General features: G+C 43.4%; 15 protein-coding genes. 12 read left to right on the top strand and 3 right to left on the bottom strand.

Features of this window, described 5'->3' with window-relative positions; genetic code table 11:
- The 9 genes from KSP24_RS08730 to KSP24_RS08690 form a co-directional block, all read left to right on the top strand.
- Positions 1 to 2,445, top strand: a 2,445-nt coding sequence (locus KSP24_RS08730; RefSeq protein ID WP_254207673.1) for a beta-ketoacyl synthase N-terminal-like domain-containing protein, incomplete at its 5' end; no start/stop codon positions are given.
- Positions 2,446 to 2,502: 57 nt separating this feature from the next.
- Positions 2,503 to 3,378, top strand: coding sequence for an SDR family NAD(P)-dependent oxidoreductase (locus KSP24_RS08725; RefSeq protein ID WP_064962243.1), 876 nt, complete (start codon positions 2,503 to 2,505; stop codon positions 3,376 to 3,378).
- Positions 3,379 to 3,441: 63 nt separating this feature from the next.
- A complete protein-coding gene (locus KSP24_RS08720) occupies positions 3,442 to 4,395 on the top strand; it encodes an acyltransferase domain-containing protein (RefSeq protein WP_064962244.1) in 954 nt (317 codons plus the stop codon).
- Between the two features lie 31 nt (positions 4,396 to 4,426).
- Complete coding sequence (gene fabD / locus KSP24_RS08715; RefSeq protein ID WP_216974913.1) at positions 4,427 to 6,781, top strand: ACP S-malonyltransferase; 2,355 nt, start codon at positions 4,427 to 4,429, stop codon at positions 6,779 to 6,781.
- 177 nt (positions 6,782 to 6,958) lie between these two features.
- Positions 6,959 to 8,728: an aspartate--tRNA ligase gene (gene aspS / locus KSP24_RS08710; RefSeq protein WP_216974912.1), complete on the top strand. Its 1,770-nt coding sequence runs from the start codon at positions 6,959 to 6,961 to the stop codon at positions 8,726 to 8,728.
- 225 nt (positions 8,729 to 8,953) lie between these two features.
- Positions 8,954 to 9,616 (top strand): S-layer homology domain-containing protein, encoded by a 663-nt coding sequence (locus KSP24_RS08705; RefSeq protein ID WP_216974911.1) that lies wholly within the window; start codon positions 8,954 to 8,956, stop codon positions 9,614 to 9,616.
- 258 nt (positions 9,617 to 9,874) lie between these two features.
- Positions 9,875 to 10,543, top strand: a complete 669-nt coding sequence (locus tag KSP24_RS08700) for a uracil-DNA glycosylase (RefSeq protein ID WP_013371926.1) — start codon at positions 9,875 to 9,877, stop codon at positions 10,541 to 10,543.
- A gap of 16 nt (positions 10,544 to 10,559) precedes the next feature.
- A complete protein-coding gene (locus KSP24_RS08695) occupies positions 10,560 to 10,982 on the top strand; it encodes a YolD-like family protein (protein ID WP_013371925.1) in 423 nt (140 codons plus the stop codon).
- 120 nt (positions 10,983 to 11,102) lie between these two features.
- Positions 11,103 to 12,989 (top strand): Ig-like domain-containing protein, encoded by a 1,887-nt coding sequence (locus KSP24_RS08690; RefSeq protein WP_058829843.1) that lies wholly within the window; start codon positions 11,103 to 11,105, stop codon positions 12,987 to 12,989.
- A gap of 72 nt (positions 12,990 to 13,061) precedes the next feature.
- Here KSP24_RS08690 and KSP24_RS08685 read toward each other — a convergent pair whose 3' ends face one another.
- Both KSP24_RS08685 and KSP24_RS08680 read right to left on the bottom strand, forming a co-directional pair.
- Positions 13,062 to 13,364, bottom strand: coding sequence for a hypothetical protein (locus tag KSP24_RS08685; RefSeq protein ID WP_013371923.1), 303 nt, complete (start codon positions 13,362 to 13,364; stop codon positions 13,062 to 13,064).
- Positions 13,365 to 13,748: 384 nt separating this feature from the next.
- Positions 13,749 to 13,943, bottom strand: coding sequence for a hypothetical protein (locus KSP24_RS08680; RefSeq protein WP_013371921.1), 195 nt, complete (start codon positions 13,941 to 13,943; stop codon positions 13,749 to 13,751).
- Between the two features lie 141 nt (positions 13,944 to 14,084).
- Here KSP24_RS08680 and KSP24_RS08675 point away from each other — a divergent pair, with 141 nt between their 5' ends.
- A complete protein-coding gene (locus tag KSP24_RS08675) occupies positions 14,085 to 14,522 on the top strand; it encodes a NucA/NucB deoxyribonuclease domain-containing protein (RefSeq protein ID WP_013371920.1) in 438 nt (145 codons plus the stop codon).
- Here KSP24_RS08675 and KSP24_RS08670 read toward each other — a convergent pair.
- Positions 14,515 to 14,691, bottom strand: a complete 177-nt coding sequence (locus KSP24_RS08670) for a hypothetical protein (protein WP_013371919.1) — start codon at positions 14,689 to 14,691, stop codon at positions 14,515 to 14,517. The two genes, KSP24_RS08675 and KSP24_RS08670, sit on opposite strands and share 8 nt — an antisense overlap.
- Before the next feature lie 114 nt (positions 14,692 to 14,805).
- On the opposite strand from KSP24_RS08670, the gene KSP24_RS08665 reads away from it, so the two are divergent.
- The gene (locus KSP24_RS08665; protein ID WP_216974910.1) at positions 14,806 to 16,626 is read left to right on the top strand and encodes a sensor histidine kinase; all 1,821 of its coding nucleotides are present in this window, start codon (positions 14,806 to 14,808) and stop codon (positions 16,624 to 16,626) included.
- Entirely contained in the window at positions 16,601 to 18,226 is a 1,626-nt protein-coding gene (locus KSP24_RS08660) for a response regulator transcription factor (protein WP_216974909.1), read from the top strand. Before KSP24_RS08665 ends, KSP24_RS08660 begins: the two co-directional genes overlap by 26 nt.
- Positions 18,227 to 18,324 lie beyond the last annotated feature (98 nt).

The raw sequence follows: 18,324 nt of genomic DNA, 5'->3' as shown, positions 1-18,324 counted from the left end.
AACTATGGAGTTGACTCCATAAAGTCTATGGAAATAACCGATCAGCTGGAAGAAACGTTTGGATCACTGTCCAGAACGCTATTGTTTGAATATCCGAATATCCGAAGTTTAACCGAATATTTTCTGGAATCTCACCGAGACGAATTAAGCACTTTGTTTGGTCTGGATCAGGTAGCGACTGTAAGTGCAATAGCTGACACGGTTTCTGTAGCCAATGAGACAAAATCCCTGTCTGGAGAAGGGCGGCTGCGTGATCAAGTGACAGGGTATCTAAAGGGCTTACTTTCCTCATCCACTGGACTGCCAGAACAACGCATTGAAGAGGATAAAAACCTGGAAAACTATGGAGTTGACTCCATAAAGTCTATGGAAATAACCGATCAGCTGGAAGAAACGTTTGGATCACTGTCCAGAACCTTACTGTTTGAATATCCAAATATCCAGAGTTTAACGGATTACTTCCTGGAATCTCACCGGGATGAATTGAACGCTTTGTTTGGTGCTGAACAAGAGCTAGTTGCGGCAGCCAGCACGAAATCCATTGGCATCGTAGAACATGCAAAAGCTCCCTCTCCAATATTTCGGCACTCACCCATTTCGTCAGTGCGAGTAGAGCCTAAGGAGGCGGTCACAGGAACAGGAGCGATGGACATTGCTGTCATCGGGGTGTCCGGAAAATATCCTGGAGCGGAAAATATTCAAGAATTCTGGAGAAATCTCCAAGAGGGCAAGGACTGCATTACCGAAGTTCCCACAGATCGCTGGGATCACGATCTTTACTTTGATAAAGAAAGAAATAAACCGGGAAAAACCTACTGCAAATGGGGGGGCTTCCTAAACCGAATAAATCCGTTGGATTCTTCTTACTTTCACCTGACCCCTCATGAGGTGAGTTTGATGGACCCAATGGAACAGCTTTTCCTGGAAATGATATGGAGCCTGCTGGAAAGTGCGGGATATACGCGAGAGGTGCTACAGAAAAAACACCAGTCCAAAGTGGGGGTCTACATTGGTGCTACGTACCATAAATACTGCGACTGTGATACAAATACGGATGCCCCTCGGATCACATCCTTTGGTTCTGTTGCTGTCGCCAACCCCATGTCGCATTATTTCAATTTCCAGGGTCCGAGCATATCCATTGATACGATGAGCTCTTCCTCTGCAGTGGCTGTCCATATGGCATGTGAAAGCCTGATCAGAGGAGAGTGTCAAATCGCAGTAGCTGGCGGGGGAAATCTGTTGACAAGCCCCAAAAAGTATATCGAATCCAGCCAGAACAATTTGATCGGAAGCCATGAAGATAGTCGAAGCTTTGCGGATGGAGACGGATATCTTCCGGCGGAGGGAGTTGGGGCAGTTCTCTTAAAGCCGCTTCATAAGGCAGAACAGGATGGAGACTGTATTTTAGCAGTCATCAAATCTACGGCAACTAATCATGGAGGACACAGCAATGGGTATACGGTCCCTAATCCCAATGCACAGGCACAACTTGTTGAAGAGAACTTTTTGAAAGCCGGCATTCACCCCCGGACAGTCAGCTATGTAGAGGCAGCAGCCAATGGATCTACATTGGGAGACCCAATTGAGCTAGTCGCCTTGAAAAAATCATTCCAGAAATTTACGGACGAGCAGCACTTTTGTGCCATGGGATCGGTTAAATCCAATATAGGCCACGCAGAAGCAGCCTCGGGGATATCGCAGCTAACCAAGACCATATTGCAATTGTGGCATCGAAAACTGGTTCCCACCATTAAAGCGGAAAAGCTGAATCCTAATCTTACGTTCAGCAATACTCCATTTTATTTGCAGCGGGAGCTTCAAGAATGGAAGCGGCCTGTAATAGAGCTGGAAGGAGAAGCGCGGGAATTTCCGTTGCGGGCAACAGTAAGCTCCTTCGGTGCTGGGGGATCTAACGTCCATTTTATTCTGGAAGAATACATTCCTTCGCCAAAAGAAGCTGTTCAGTTGAAAGGGGCAGATCAGACAGAAGTAGTGGTTCTCTCGGACGTAAACTGGGAGCGATTGAAGGCTCTTGCGAGTCAATTGCTTGAATATGTGGAGCAGCAGAACGAGCTTTCCTTACATGATGTGGCTTTCACACTTCAGACAGGCCGCGAAGCGATGAAGTGCCGGACGGCAATCGTAGCGAGCTCGCGAGAGGAACTGCTCACTGGTCTGAGAGAGCTTATCGAATCCGTCGGCAAGGGTAACGAGCCAGAGGGAGCGTCTATTCCGATATTTATTGGGGAAGGCGGAGAGGATTCAAATACAAGTGCACTCCTTTTAGGAAAAGTAGGCGAGAAAGTTTCTCAAATTCTTCTAGAGGAGAGGAATCTGGAAAATATTGCGATGTATTGGACCCAGGGAGGCAGAATCACGTGGGAGGCGCTCCATCAGGGACAAGCTGTTCGCAGAATTCCCTTACCGACCACTCCGTTCTGAGCAAAATTGGGGAACCAAACACTGTCTGACGAAAATACGAATAATCCGGAGGTAAAAATGAGAGAGTTCAAAGATAAGGTAGCCGTGATTACGGGGGCTGCCAGCGGAATTGGCCGAGCTATTGCAGACCGATGTGTCAAAGAAGGAATGAAGGTCGTTTTGGCGGATATTGAAGAGGGGGCTCTTCTAAGGACTGAACGAGAATTGAAAGCAATGGGTGCAGCTACCCTCTCCGTTGTGACCGATATTTCCAAAGAAACTGATATTCGTTTATTAGCACAAAAAACAGTTCAGACCTTTGGCGCTGTGCATCTTTTGTTCAATAATGCAGGCGTGGATGCTGGCACAGGCCGCTTATTATGGGAGAATACTGTGGCAGATTGGCAGTGGGTAATCAACGTAAACATTTGGGGAATTCTGTTTGCCACCGAAATTTTTGTTCCTATTATGGTGAAACAAAAAACTCCATGCCATATTGTAAATACAGCATCTATTGCCGGTCTGCTGTCCGGTCCTGGAAATGGAATATACAGCGCGTCAAAGCATGCCGTTTTAAGCCTGTCTGAAACGTTATATCAGGAGCTCAGATTGATCGGTTCTAATGTGGGAGTGTCGGTTGTATGTCCGGGATTCGTTCGTACTCAAATCATGGATGCAGAGCGGAACCGCCCGACAGAGCTGCGTAAGCCAGATGGGAGCGGCAATCTTCCACCTGAAAGACAAGTTATTACCGAGTTGGCTCGCAAGGCTGTCCAAAATGGAATACTTCCGGAGGATGTGGCCAATCAGATTTTTGAGGGCATCCGAAAAGGGCAGCTATATATCATCACAGAACCGAAATTCAAACCTGCAATCAGGCAGCATATGGAGAATGTTCTCAACGAAAGCAATCCTACGGCATCCCAAATGCAATTAGTGCGCAATTTGTTGTGAACTTTGAATGAATAGAGGAACTGCTTAGGAGAATCTGATCAATACGTTGTGGGGGTTACTCGGATGGACAGATCAGTGGTTTTTATGTTTTCAGGCCAGGGTTCGCAATACTACGGCATGGGAAAGGAATTATATATGTCCAACCCGGTTTTCCGAACATGGATGACCAGGTTGGATGAGATTCATACGGATATTACAGGCAGCTCTGTATTAAAAACGCTGTACGATGATACGCGTCGCAGGGGAGAAGAATTTGATACCCTGCTATATACTCACCCTGCAATTTTCATGGTTGAATATTCGCTCACACAGGTGTTATTGGAAAAGGGAATTTATCCTGATTATGTTTTAGGCTCTAGTCTGGGTGAGTCTGTCTCTGTTGCTGTGGCTGACTGCATGAGCTATGAGGACACGCTTCAATGTATTATCAAGCAAGCACAGTTGGTGGAGGCCTACTGTCCGAAAGGGGGCATGATGGCCGTCATTGGCAATCCCGGTCTGTACGAGGAAGCACCCATATTGAATACCAACTCAGAACTGGCATCCATCAACTTTGACTCGCATTTTGTTATTTCAGGCAGCTGCGAAGGTCTGACAGAGATTGAACATTATTTGAAAGCAAATGAAATGATCTATCAAAGGTTGCCAGTACATTATGCTTTTCATGCTTCCTTAATGGACCCTATTGCATTGGAATATACGGCGTTCTTAAAGCTCAAGACCATAAGAAAACCTAAAATAAATATGGTTTCATCTATGTACGGCGGGAAGACGACATGGCTTGATAACCGTTTTCTTTGGGACGTCACTAGAAAGCCTATGCAATTTCAGAGCGCTCTAAAGTGTCTGGGAGATAGTGACGGGGTTGTTTATATTGATCTCGGTCCCTCGGGCACGCTTGCTAATTTTGTAAAGTATAATTTTGGTCCCAAGAAAAAGGCAGGTGTTTGTTCCATTCTCTCCCCTTTTCAACAGGATATAAAAAATTTGGATCGTCTGTTCGAAATATTTGACTAATATGCATCCATTACTAACAAGGAGGAAATCAATGATCGCATATCTGTTCCCTGGACAAGGAGCTCAAGTGAAAGGTATGGGCGAAGGACTGTTTGATGAATTTCCAGAATTGGTTGCCCAAGCGGATGCAGTTCTTGGTTATTCTATTCAGAAGCTGTGCCTTGAGGACCCTGCCAACCAGCTCGGACAAACGGATTTTACCCAGCCGGCGCTATTTGTCGTAAACGCTTTAAGCTACCTAAAAAAAATACGAGAGACCGGAATAAAACCCGACTATGTTGCAGGACACAGCTTGGGTGAATATAATGCTTTATTTGCCGCGGAAGCGTTTGACTTTGAAACCGGTTTGAAGCTGGTCCAAAAAAGAGGAGAGCTGATGGCTCGGGCTACTGGTGGCGGAATGGCGGCAGTTTTAGGCTTGAAAGAAGAAGTGTTTCGGGAAGTAATGGAAAAAAATAAACTAGTAGAGCTCGATGTTGCCAACTATAATTCGCCCAGCCAGATTGTCATTTCAGGGCCAAAGGAACTGATTGAGCAGGCGAAACCGATTTTTGAGGATGCTGGAGCCAGAAATTATGTGGTTTTGAATGTAAGTGGAGCATTTCACTCCAGGTATATGGAAAGTGCGAGACAGAAATTTGAGGCTTATGCGGCGTCATTCGAATTCTCAAAAATCAAAATACCCGTTATTTCAAATGTCCATGCCAGACCCTACAAGCAGCTGGATTTAAGAAGCACGCTAATCAACCAGATTGTGAGCCCGGTCAAATGGTCAGAAAGTATACGCTATCTGATGGGTAAAAATGTAACCCAGTTTATTCAGATCGGGCCTGGAAATGTTGTGGCAGGATTGGTTAATGCCATACAACGAGAAGCCGAGCCATTGATCGTGACAGAGGTTGAAGACCGGAACGAACAGGTACAGAAGAGGATGTCGAAGGATACGTTGAGAAATGATGAATCGATATCCGAAAAGCGACAGGCTCCCAGAACAAAATCAGGTCATGACGTACTGGAATCCAGCAAACGATTTACGGCAGAGTCTCTTGGTCATAGCGAATTCAAACAAGATTACGGAATTAAGTATGCGTATCTTATAGGCTCTATGTACAAGGGCATCTCTTCAAAAGAGATGGTCGTAAGAGCAGGAAAGGCAGGAATGATGGGATTTTTTGGAGCTGGGGGAGTGAAGATTGATGCTCTGGAGGAAACCATAAAGTATATTCAAAAGGAATTGAACCATGGCGAAGCCTATGGAATGAATCTTATTCATGTGCCAGACCACCCAGACATAGAAAATAACATCGTTGATTTGTACATAAAATACGGTGTTAGAAATATTGAAGCCTCTGCGTTTATGAGTATCACGCCTTCTTTGGTTAGGTACAGGCTGAAGGGACTGAGACGGAATGCAAAGGGAAACGTAACGCCACAGAACAGAATTATAGCGAAAGTATCCAGACCCGAGGTTGTTGAAGCCTTCCTGAGTCCTGCGCCTCAGAATATTATAAATAAGCTGCTGGCGGAAAATAGGATCAGCCGGGAAGAGGCGATGATGGGAATGGAAATTCCCATGGTTGATGATTTATGCGTCGAGGCTGATTCAGGCGGGCATACCGACCATGCAGTTGCATATGTATTGGTTCCGCTAATGCTTCAGATGAGGGATGAAGCGATTCGAAAGTATAAATACAATAAAAGCATAAGGGTAGGGGCAGCGGGGGGAATAGGGACTCCACAAGCTGCAGCGGCAGCGTTTATATTAGGTGCTGATTTTATCATGACGGGTTCTATCAATCAGTGTACGGTTGAAGCAGGGACGAGTGATGAAGTAAAAGATTTGCTCCAGCAATTAAACATTCAGGATACGGACTACGCTCCAGCAGGGGATATGTTTGAAATGGGGGCAAAAGTTCAGGTTATGAAAAAAGGAGTGTTTTTCCCGGCCAGGGCGAATAAATTATATGATCTTTACCGGAATTATAATTCCATAGATGAAATTGATAGAGAAACCAAACATTATATTGAAGAAAAATATTTTAAGAAGAGTATCGAACAAGTCTATGAAGATATTAAAGCTTATTACCCGGCTGAAATCATTGAAAAAGCTGAAAGAATCCCAAAACGTAAGATGGCCTTGATATTTAGATGGTACTTTACTTATTCTACTCGACTTGCCATTAATGGGGACAAAAACAACAGGGTCGATTATCAAGTACACTGCGGACCAGCCCTTGGTGCTTTTAATCAATGGGTTAAGGGGACAGTCCTTGAGGATTGGAAGAATAGACATGTTGACGATATAGGACAAAAAATAATGGTTGAGACTGCAGAACACCTGAATGAAAGATATAAAGCTTTAACTGCTAGTCTACTTACAATCTAGTTGGATTCAAGCAATGGCGAGAAGCTACGAGAAGCTAATAGTGAAGTGCAGTACGTTCTAGCTGAATAAGCCCATGGCCGGATACATGCAGGATAGAGTGACAATCTCTGCAATCAGACCATGGGTTACATCATTAAAACCATTTAGATACTAGGGTAAAAGAAAGAGGGTGTTTTCGTGCATAGGTATAGAACTCATAACTGTGGAGAACTGGATCAAACGCATGTCGGGGAAATCGTGAGAATTGCAGGTTGGATTAAAAATATTCGTAACCTTGGCGGGATCGTTTTTATTGACCTTAGGGACCATTATGGGGTTACGCAAATTGTTGTCTCTGATTCTAATGAATTAAAGGATTTTGTATCCAAGATCAGCAGGGAATCAACCATCTCTGTCATAGGAGCTGTATGTCACAGATCCGAAAGTACGATCAGTCCCCATATGAAAACTGGATATATTGAGGTCGTTGCCAAGGAGATAGAAGTGTTGGGAAAGGTCATGAATCCATTGCCGTTTGAAGTATCTTCAGCACATGAAGCTCGGGAAGATTTAAGATTAAAGTATCGTTTTCTGGATCTGCGCAATGAAAAACTGCATGATAATATTGTACTTCGTTCTAGAGTAATTCAAAGTATCCGAAAAAAGATGATTGATTTGGATTTTTTAGAGATTCAGACACCGATTCTGACAAGTTCATCTCCAGAGGGCGCCAGAGACTATTTAGTTCCTAGTAGAGTGCATCCAGGCCAATTTTATGCCTTGCCTCAGGCACCTCAGCAATTTAAACAACTATTAATGGTCTCCGGCTTTGATAAATATTTTCAAATTGCACCGTGCTTTAGAGATGAAGATGCAAGGGCAGACAGATCGCCTGGCGAGTTTTATCAGCTGGATTTGGAAATGGCATTTGCTACACAGGAAGATGTTTTTAATGTAGTTGAAAATATGCTGTATGAAGTTTTTTCCGAATTTACAAATTATAAAATTTCAAAGCCTTTTAGTAGAATTCCCTATCAAGAAGCCATGCTCAAATATGGGAGCGATAAACCTGACTTAAGAAATCCATTAATTATCCATGATGTTACAGAGCTTTTTACAGAGACTGATTTTAAAGTGTTTAAAAATAAAACGATACGAGTTATTGCTACTCCTGGTTGTGAAGCACAGCCAAGAAGCTTTTACGACGATATCGTGAACTTTGCTATGGAGGCTGGAGCGAAAGGTCTCTCATGGATTAAGTTTAATGCTGATATGTCTATCAGCGGCTCGATTGCAAAGTTTATATCGGAGAAGGTAAAAAACGAATTGATCGATGTAACGCAAGCTGGTCCGGGATATGCACTGTTTTTTGCTGCCGATGAGCTTAAAAATGTCGAAAAAATAGCTGGTGCTGTCCGAAATCAATTAGGCAAACGGCTGGATTTATTGGAAAAGGATACGTTTAAGTTTTGCTGGATTGTTGATTTCCCCATGTTTGAATTGGATCCTGATACCCATAAAATAGAGTTCAGTCATAACCCGTTTTCGATGCCGCAAGGTGGTATGGATGCGCTGCTGAATATGAATCCTCTGGATATCCTAGCGTACCAATATGATATTGTATGTAATGGGATTGAGCTATCCTCGGGTGCTGTCCGTAACCACGATACAGAGATTATGGTAAAAGCCTTTGAGATCGCGGGTTATACATATGAAGAGATCAAGAGTAGATTTCCTGCACTCTTTAATGCTTTTCAATTTGGGCCACCTCCTCACGCAGGTATAGCACCTGGAATTGATAGGATTGTGATGATCCTTGCAAATGAATCGAATATTCGAGAGGTTATTGCTTTTCCGATGAATAGCAAAGCACAGGACGTATTAATGGGAGCTCCTTCGGAGGTTACTGACAAACAATTGAGAGATGTTCATATCAAATTGGCAAATGCTCAGCCACAAACAGAATAAACGGATTTAACAAGATACTGCAAGCAAAGCTGAATCCAGCACGCAATTAAATCCGATGGAGTGAGCTAAAAACTCTCCCTGCTAGAAGCAGAGGAGAGTTTTTTTATTTAGCTTAGATCGTTAACTTTAGGTTAGTAGCGTCTGCTGCAACCTTTCTAGCTTGAACCACGTCAAGAAGTTGTTAATAGCCAAGCGGCCTAATTCAACTACAAGGTGGAACTTAACATGCGCATGAGAAAAAATGCAATCGCAGCCCTTACGACTGTAGCTCTGCTGTCCTTCTCGATTGGAGGTCATTTGTCTGCGGCAGATAGTCAATTCAGGGATTTGGACCATGTAAACGGCAAAGAAAAAATCCTCTCCCTTAAAGAGCGGGGATTGCTTAAAGGTGCCTCAGACATGCAGTTTCTCCCCTCATCTAAAGTGACTGCTGCCCAAGGCATTCAGTTGATCTCAGGTGGACTTCAGCTCAGTTTGGCTGCCATTGATTTGAACCAGGCGCCACAGGCGAGTGGATTGTTTACCCAGGTTAAAGATACCGCATGGTACGCTGAAGCTTTTATTAACGCGTATTATAATGGCGTAGACATTCCAAAAGGTATCAATCCTGACAAAGCTCTGACCAAGGAAGAGTTCACACATATGTTGATTCAGGGCATGGAAAAAGCAGGCGCTCTTCCCATGATTAAAATCGCCCCTGCAAATATTGCGGATGACAGCGAACTGGAGCCTTCTTACCAAGGTAGCATTCAACGCTCACTAGTGTACAAGGTCAATGTCCTGGATGGGAAGGGAAATTTTCATCCCAAAAGTGCGATTACACGTGCCGAGGCTGCTGTTATGTTATACAATGCATTGGAATACCTGAATGCTCATCCAAAGTCGTAACCAATACAGCAACAAAGCGCTTTTCTTCTGAGGAATTTAAGCTTTCAGTTACTTGACATCAATACCGTGAATGCTATAATAAGGAAATCGAATTTAGACCCCGCGGTAGTTGACTATCGTAAGAATACTTTTCTGGTCCTTCGGCATAGAACACAAGTAACGAATAAATAAGCTGGCTCCGGATGAGGGGTCAGCTTTATTTGTTTGGACAAAAGTTTACAGCTTTCACAGATTTACATATTGAGAGGAGACAGCGGTATGTTTGGGAATGATTGGGATGATGTACTACGAGAAGAGGTCGAAAAGCCTTACTTTAATGAATTAAGGTATACGTTAGCTCGAGAGTACAAGTTACATAAGGTATATCCTCCAAAAGAAGACTTGTTTTCAGCACTCAAATTAACGCCATATCATCTGACCAAAGCGGTTATATTGGGACAGGACCCATATCATGGAGAGGGACAAGCTCACGGCTTGAGCTTTTCTGTTAGACCTGGTGTGCGTACACCGCCGTCTCTACAAAATATATATAAGGAGTTACGCGATGATGTCGGCACTCCCATTCCGAATCAGGGATACCTCGTTCCTTGGGCTGAGCAAGGTGTGCTGCTGCTGAACAACGTGTTGACTGTGCGTGAAGGACAACCGCAATCTCATCAGGGAATAGGTTGGGAACGTTTCACGGATGCTGTCATTGAAGCGATTAATGAACGTGAACAGCCGGTAGTGTTCATTTTGTGGGGGAGTCATGCTCAGAAAAAGGCCAGTTTTGTGAATACCAGCAAGCATTTGGTGCTGAAATCTGTCCATCCGAGTCCATTGGCGGCTCACAGAGGTTTTTTTGGCAGCAAGCCTTTTTCACGTACCAATGCATTTTTGCAGGAGCATGGAATGGAACCGATTCAGTGGGAGATTCCTAACCGCTAGCACGGGAGGTGAGGACATGCGTCAATGGAAGGGACGTCAGGTCATTTTATATCACGGCAACAACGGTCATACCCAGAAGGTGCGCGGCACACTTGAAAAATGGGATGATATACGAAAATGCGTTATTTTGGGCCCGAAAATGCTGGCTATTCCTTTTGAAAATATTACGCATATTACCATGCTTCCTCCGGGACGTGAGCGTAAAAGCCGCCATCCAGCTAGGCTGAACACTTTCGGTTATGTAATGAACGTTCCGTTACAGTTTGATAATGCCATTCATTTTCAGTCAGCGGTGACGATTTGGAGAGATGATCAACTGATTGCTTACAATGTAAAGCTGGTTAGTCACTCGGCAGACCATGTGACTCTTGAGGATGGACAAACCTTATCCAAGGAAGAGCATTTATTTGTAGTGAGGTCACTGCGTGGAGAACTTTAACTGTAATAATTCACCTTTTTTTGATGAAGGGTTCAATTTAGTTAGCTGCTTACCGATAAAAGATATTGGGATTGTTAATAATATCCTGTTTTATAGAATGAAACCAAGGGAGAGAAACGAATGGAGCGTATGAAACGTATGAGCAAACGGAGTACCTTCTTACTTGCTTTGCTGATGTTTGTATTCGCAGCATGGCCAGCAGGTTTGATCCGGGCTGAGGAGAAAACGACCTCCACAGTACAGTGGGACAGTCAAAATCCAACCACAGTTAATCTGGGTGGAAGCCCCGCTCAATTAAAAGTGTGGTCTGTGACGCAGACTGGTAAAACGGATGTAACCGAAAGAGCTGAATGGATCTCCGGAGATTCAAGTATTTTAAAGGTAGAAAAGGGACTCATTACTCCAGTGTCCAAAGGGCAGATTAAGATTGTTGCCACATATGATCAGAAAACAGTAAGTACGACGATTACGGTAAAATCGCCTTACAGCAAGCTGCAATTCAATCCGACGGGTCCTCTCAATCTGACCATTGGCGGAGAATCGAAGCAACTGACTGCTCAAGGTGTGCTTAGCGGAGGCGGCACGGAAAATGTGTCTGGCGTGGAATGGACATCTACGAATGAAGCTGTTGCTACCGTAGAAAATGGACTTGTACGTCCTCTTGCCAAAGGCGTGACTTACATTAAAGCCACCAAAGATGGACTTAATGCACAATTGATCGTGTATGTGCGTTCTTCATCCCAGGCACTGGTACTGAGTGCATCTGGCTCCAAATCGGTCTATCTGGGTAGCTCCCCAATTCAGGTTACTGCAACCGATGTGAACCTGACTGGCGGAAAAACAGATGTGACCAACACAGCAGAATGGACTTCCTCTAATTCATTGGTTGCTACGGTGGAGCAAGGTAAAATCACACCGATGGATGTAGGGAATTCGACGATTACAGCCTCCTATCATGGTTTGAGTAAGACTCTGAAGATCAATGTACTTCCGACTGTCGAGAAACTGGTCTCAAGCAAAGCCAGTCTGACTCTCGAAACTGGAAGCAAAACTTCTCTTCCGAGTATATCTGCTTATTTGGTCAATGGAGCCAAAAAAGCAGTTCAATCCGATGTAAAATGGAGCTTAAGCAGTGAGAGTGCAGTCAAGATTGCAAATGGTAAGCTGGTTGCAGTAAACCCAGGTAGTGCAACATTGACAGCGACAGTAGGTGCGCTCAAGCTGGATATTCCAGTGACCGTACAATATAAAGTTCTCAAGCTGACGGCTTCTGAGAAAAAGTATGTATTGGTTGCAGGCCAAGAAACAAGTATTCCGACCGTAAAAGCACACATGGCTGGTGGTGGAGTACTGGATGTTACCAACCAGGTAAGCTGGGTAGCTACAACAGCTGCAGTTACAGTAGGAAATGGAAAAGTAAAAGCGGTGAGTGGTGGCAACTCGGGAATCAAGGCAATGTATATGAATAAATACGTGAAAGTGCCTGTCATTGTGGAGGGAGCCATTTCTACATTGACACCAAGCTTTTCGAATGCTGAGATGAATTTGAAGGGAAGTAAGTCCATCAAAGTCGTCGGCAATTATACAGATGGTAAAAAAGTTACCCTGAGCAGTAAAGTGAAATGGACAACATCAAATGCTTCTGTAGTGGTCGTAAAAGGATCTTCCATTAAAGCTGTTGGAATTGGAACAGCAACCATTACGGGTACGTACCAGGATAAGTCGTTTAACGTGGAGATAAAGGTTACACCTAAGTTGCTTAAGCTGGTATTGAGCAATAAAAACCTGAAGCTGCCTAAAGGCTCGTCTCAAGTGCTTAGCGTAAGTGCTGTTTATGATTCAGGCGCGACTGCAAATGTGACCAATTCAGCGGTATGGACATCCTCCAAACCGTCGATCGTACAGGTTACAGCTGGTCAGGTGAAGGCATTGGATAGCGGAAGCTCCAGTATTAAAGTAGTCTATGGTGGTAAGAAGGTAACGACATCTGCCAAAGTTTTAAAATAGTCAACGCACATTACCACACCTGGCGTATGTCAAATAAACCCCCGGTCCAAAGACCGGGGGTTTATTTTTAGCTTATTCTACGCCGTCCTGATAATGATTTTTCCAGTGCTTATCGCCTTTATGTGCGAAATCTTCAACTGTTTTCTCCAGCGTAGCTACCAGTTGGGCTTTAATCTCAGCAATTGTGTCGCGAAATAATCTTTCTTCCGTACCATTGATTTTTTCACCATATAAAGCTTGAGCGGCTACAAATTGACGATGTTGTTCTACAAAACTGTCAATCGAATGCAGTGCATGCTCCACGTATTGTGAAATGCTATGATGCTCGTTAGGCAGTTGTAATTTTAATTCCTTAACTCTGTTTAATAATGCCATGATGATCACCTCGTGCGTTTTGTTATGTCAATAATTATACATCATTTTCGGAAAATTTTCATTAAATTTCGATTAAATTGTGACTTTTATTATGTCATGATTGCATTTTCATTGGTGATCAGGCATAATTTCGGAATTTTGCGCTTTTCCCTTGGTGTCGTGATTTCAAAATTTGAAATATATGATACAAAGACAATGTAAGAGCGAGCTGCGGCAGCTGTCTTTCTGACATGTTATAATGGGGAAAAAGCCCAGTCGGAAAGGTTGTCAGTATGATATGAAGCTTTTTAAAGGTTTATTTTGGGGGATTCTGATCAGTCTTCTCCTGTGGTGCGCCTTGTTTGGGCTTGTCCGCTGGATGACTCATTAAGTGCTTCCTGTATCTTATACAATAACTCTTGCGACTGTATCCACGTCATTAACGGAAATCGTATATACGTGTTCGTCATCGTAGAGCTTGAATTGCTGAGTTTCTTGGTCAGATAGGAGCTTAGGCCAGCCAATTACGGTATTTCCATTCAGTAACCGGATTACAACAGCTTGCATTTGGCTCACGGCCAGTTGGATCTCATCGTTCATTCGTACAACCTCCTCTCTATACTATTTGTCGTCGGATATTTAATCTTTTTTTATAGTCGGTAAGGGGTTACAAAAAATAAAATCTGGGGATTGCCTTAGCTGAAGGTCATTTACTGGAATAGCTTGAAAGGAAGAGGGAAATTGAAGAAAAAGTTACTAAGTTTTATAGCTTTAGTGCTGCTAGCTGTGGGCGCGTACTGGGTTGAAGGAGACAATCTTTTTACAAAAATAACAGGAGAAAACCCGCCTTCATCAGCTCAGGTAACGCTGCAATTTCCGTCAGGTCGTTATCCTGAAACGGCGCAGCATATTAAGGAAGCCATTCAAGCGGGAAAATCACCAGTATGCACAATTGACCGGGAAGGAGCCGAGCAAAATCGTAAGCATTCGCTTGCGGGTGTTCCTACTCGTAAAGGGTTTGATCGTGATGAATGGCCGATGGCTATGTGCTCAGAAGGGGGAAAGGGTGCAAATGTCAAATACATAGCTCCTAAGGATAACCGTGGGGCAGGATCATGGGTCAGTCACCAGTTAGATCAGTATGAGGATGGAACTCGTGTAAAATTCGTTATTAAATAGTTTTTGATTTCGTGTTTTTACCTTTTAGCTCCTTAGATGTTTCCTGTTTGGCTTTAATCAGCGCCAGAAAATCAAAAAAATCACCTAGTGTATTGAAGCCGGCAGCTAAAATGGCCAGGTCTTCAGCAGATAGTTGGTCTAACCATTCCATTTGCTTAGCGTCAAACATATTATCACCGCCAACCCTTAATAATGTATAGTATGTAGTGGCGGCAACGAAGGTCAGGGCTCTGGCATACCTTTTAAGTATGCTTGTTTTTTGTGCAGAGGATGTGTGAAACTCATGTTTAAATTTAATTTTTATACTAAAATCGTGTCCATCGTTATCGTATTGCTGATACCTGTGCTGCTTTTGTATGTCTACTCTAATCAGACAACGACAGGTGTATTACGTGAGGAACTGAATCAATCCAATTATAATCAGCTGACTTTTTTTCAAAACCAGGTGAATACGAATATTGAAATGATTTCTTCCTGGCCGCATCTGCTGATTCATGATCCTGATGTTGCCAGTTTCCAAGCGATTTTTTTAAAGGACAAGACTCTCAATCTGGATGGAATTAACCTGGTCAAGCGGATTCAAACCAAGCTTGGGCTTCAGGAAAGCTCTTCTAACTGGAGAACAGGGCTGAGTATATATTCCCCTTCACTTGGACGAGTTGTATCGGAGAATGGAGCCAGTTATTATGATCAGAAGGTATTAAATCAATCGATTACAAACGGCTGGCAGGTATCTAAGAAAAGAGTGTACGGTAAGGATCAATTTATATTTTCATTGTATACCTTATCCCCGTTTTCCTCTCTAGCTAATCCGGAAACCGCTAACACGATTATTAAAGTGGAATTCGATAGCAGCAATATTCAGGACATGCTTGACCGCTTTAAAGGCGATGGACGAAAGGAGCCTTTTTATTATAAAAAAGGCGTAGGAGTGATTTATAATCGCTCTGCAAATGCAGAATTGTCAAGCCAGCTGATTGCGAAACTGGAGAAATTGGGATTACATGAAGTTGATAATTTGACCGTGAAAATTGGAGAAGAGAGTTACCTTGTTCACGCCGTTCTTTCGCAAACGACAGGATGGTATTTGATTGACTACATGCCTTTGTCCGATATGATGTCTCCGATTTACTCATCTAACCGACTATTTTATATAACCGTTGTTGGCTCACTACTGGTAGGCATCATTGGTGCTTATCTCCTTCACTCACAGGTACAAGTCCCGATTCTTCAGCTTGTGCGGGCATTTCGGCGATTAAAGGATGGAGACTACGCTGTTCGTTTGAGTCCTAAGGGCAGTCACGAGTTTGCATTTCTGTCACGTCAATTCAACCTGATGGTCGAACAGATTCAGGAGCTGTTTGAGAAAGTTTACGTTGAGAAGCTCCATGTGAAGGAAGCACGTCTAAAGCAGCTCCAGTCTCAAATCAATCCCCATTTTTTTTATAATTGTTTTTCCTTTATTACGAGTATGGCAAAGTTGCGCAATCATGAGGCAGTCGTGGCCATGGCTCATAATTTATCCAAATATTATCGCTATACGACAAGACAGGAAAGAGATTTGGTTCCTTTATCAGATGAAGTCGAGTTTGTGCAATATTATTTGAAAATTCAGCAGATGCGTATGCCACGGTTAACGTTCACTATTGATATTTCTTCACAGGCCAATCATCTGCTGGTTCCACCGCTTGTGTTGCAACCCCTGGTGGAAAATGCGGTGTTGCACGGAATAGAACCTCAGGCGGAGGAGGGGATCATCCGTATTATGACTGAGTGTGTCGGCTCATCCATGTACTTGATTGTAGATGATAACGGGCTCGGTTTGAGTGATGAAGGTACAACGTCCCTTACATTAGCACTAGAGAACCCTGTAGAAGAAAAAAGTGGTTATGGTTTATGGAATGTGCACCAACGAATGCGGTTACATTTTGGTGAAAACGCGGGCTTGGAATTCTCGTTGTCTCCGTTGGGAGGATTGAGAGTGATTTTAAAATGGCCACTGTCAATTGAAGAAGGGCAGGAAGACGGTTTGATCCATTCTTCGTCAAATTCAAGAAATAGTAAATTGGAGGATACTGATGGTTCAGATATTACTAGTGGATGATGAAAGCTATGTTACTGAAAGCCTGGCGGCTACTATACCGTGGGAGACGTTGGGAATCGAGAAGGTTCATCAAGCAGCTTCTGCCTTGGCAGCAATAGATGTGCTGGAAGCATACGATATTGATATTCTGGTTACGGATATTCGTATGCCCGGCATGACGGGATTGGAGTTGATTGTTGAAGTAAACGAGCGTTGGCCGCATATCCGTAGTTTATTACTGACAGGCTATGCTGATTTTGAATACGCTAAAAAAGCGCTCCAGCTTAAGGCTTTTGATTACATTTTAAAGCCGGTGGATGATGAAGAGTTTATCAAATGTGTGTCAGCTGCCATGGATTCGCTAAAGGAAGAATGGGAAGCATTCGACAAGGTTCATCAATTACAATACAGTCGCAGGAACGATTACGGTGTGCTGCGCACTCATTTGATGCACGATTTGTTACTCGGGCGTGATTTAACTTTACAAAAAATAAAGGACAAAATGTCCGAGTATGAAATCAAGCTACGCACAGAACATCCTGCCAGTATGCTGCTTATTCAGCTGGGCAAGCAATTTTCTGACATGGATTATCACTCAGTGTCCTTAATTGAGTATGCGATTGGGAATATTGCAGAAGAAGTGTTCGCTCCTGATTTTCATGTTTGGCATTGCAAAGCGCCACATGATTGCCTAATCGTATTAATAGAAGGGAATTGGGATTTGTTTCCTAAACGGACTCTGGATGAGCAGAATCATTTTTTGCGTGCAGCGATTGAAACCTTTCGAAAAAATGTGAGCAATTACTTGAAAGGGGAAATTTACGTCACATTAACGAATTGGTTTCATTTCCCGAATGAGCTGCCTAAGCTATATCAGACAGCGATCAGATCCTTATATTGGAACCAACAGGAGGAGACGAATCCACTCCTATTCATAGAAGAGCAGACAGAACAGTCACACAACTCAGTGAAGTCGCTGGAGGGGCTTTATACGCACCCTACGCTTACTCATCTGCTAGAGTCCAGGCAATGGGAAGAGGCCGAAGCAAAAGTAAGCCGTGTATTTGGCAAAATGGAAGAGGCGGGATATACACGCGAGCATTTATATGAACTGTTTATTTCGGTAACGAGCGCCTTTATGTATACAGCTCACAAACAAGGACGTTTCATTACACAGATGGACCAAGTAGGCTTTGATCCGTTACATGCGCAGAAATTGGTTCATTCGTTCCCACACCTCAAAGAGTGGATATTTTCCATGATGAACAAGCTTAAAGCCGAGTGGTCTGCAAGCGAGCAAAGCGCCAAAAGCTATGTGGTCAAGCAGGTCCAGGAGCTGATCGCCCAGGATAAAGGGCAGGAGCTGTCTGTTAAGACGATTGCCGACCAAGTTTATCTTCATCCCGTCTATTTGTCTAAAATCTATAAAGCTGAAACTGGAGAAGGTCTGGGAGATTATATTATCCGAATGAGAATGGAACGGGCTCTTTATTTGCTCAAATATTCCAACAAAAAAATATATGAAATAACCACTGAACTCGGCTATCAGAATCCCCAATATTTCAGCAAGATGTTCAAAAAGCATTATGGAATGACTCCGCATGAATTTCGGGACCAGTAAAGACAAATGAGTAAAGATCAGTTGAGAAAGGTGCAGAAATATTTATTTTGTGACATAGGCTGCTAAGAAAAGCCCTCTTATAATAAAAGAGTAGAAAA

The organism is Paenibacillus sp. AK121 (assembly GCF_019042715.1).
In the GTDB taxonomy this organism is placed as follows: domain Bacteria; phylum Bacillota; class Bacilli; order Paenibacillales; family Paenibacillaceae; genus Paenibacillus; species Paenibacillus polymyxa_C.
This window is presented reverse-complemented; position numbering and strand designations above follow the sequence as displayed.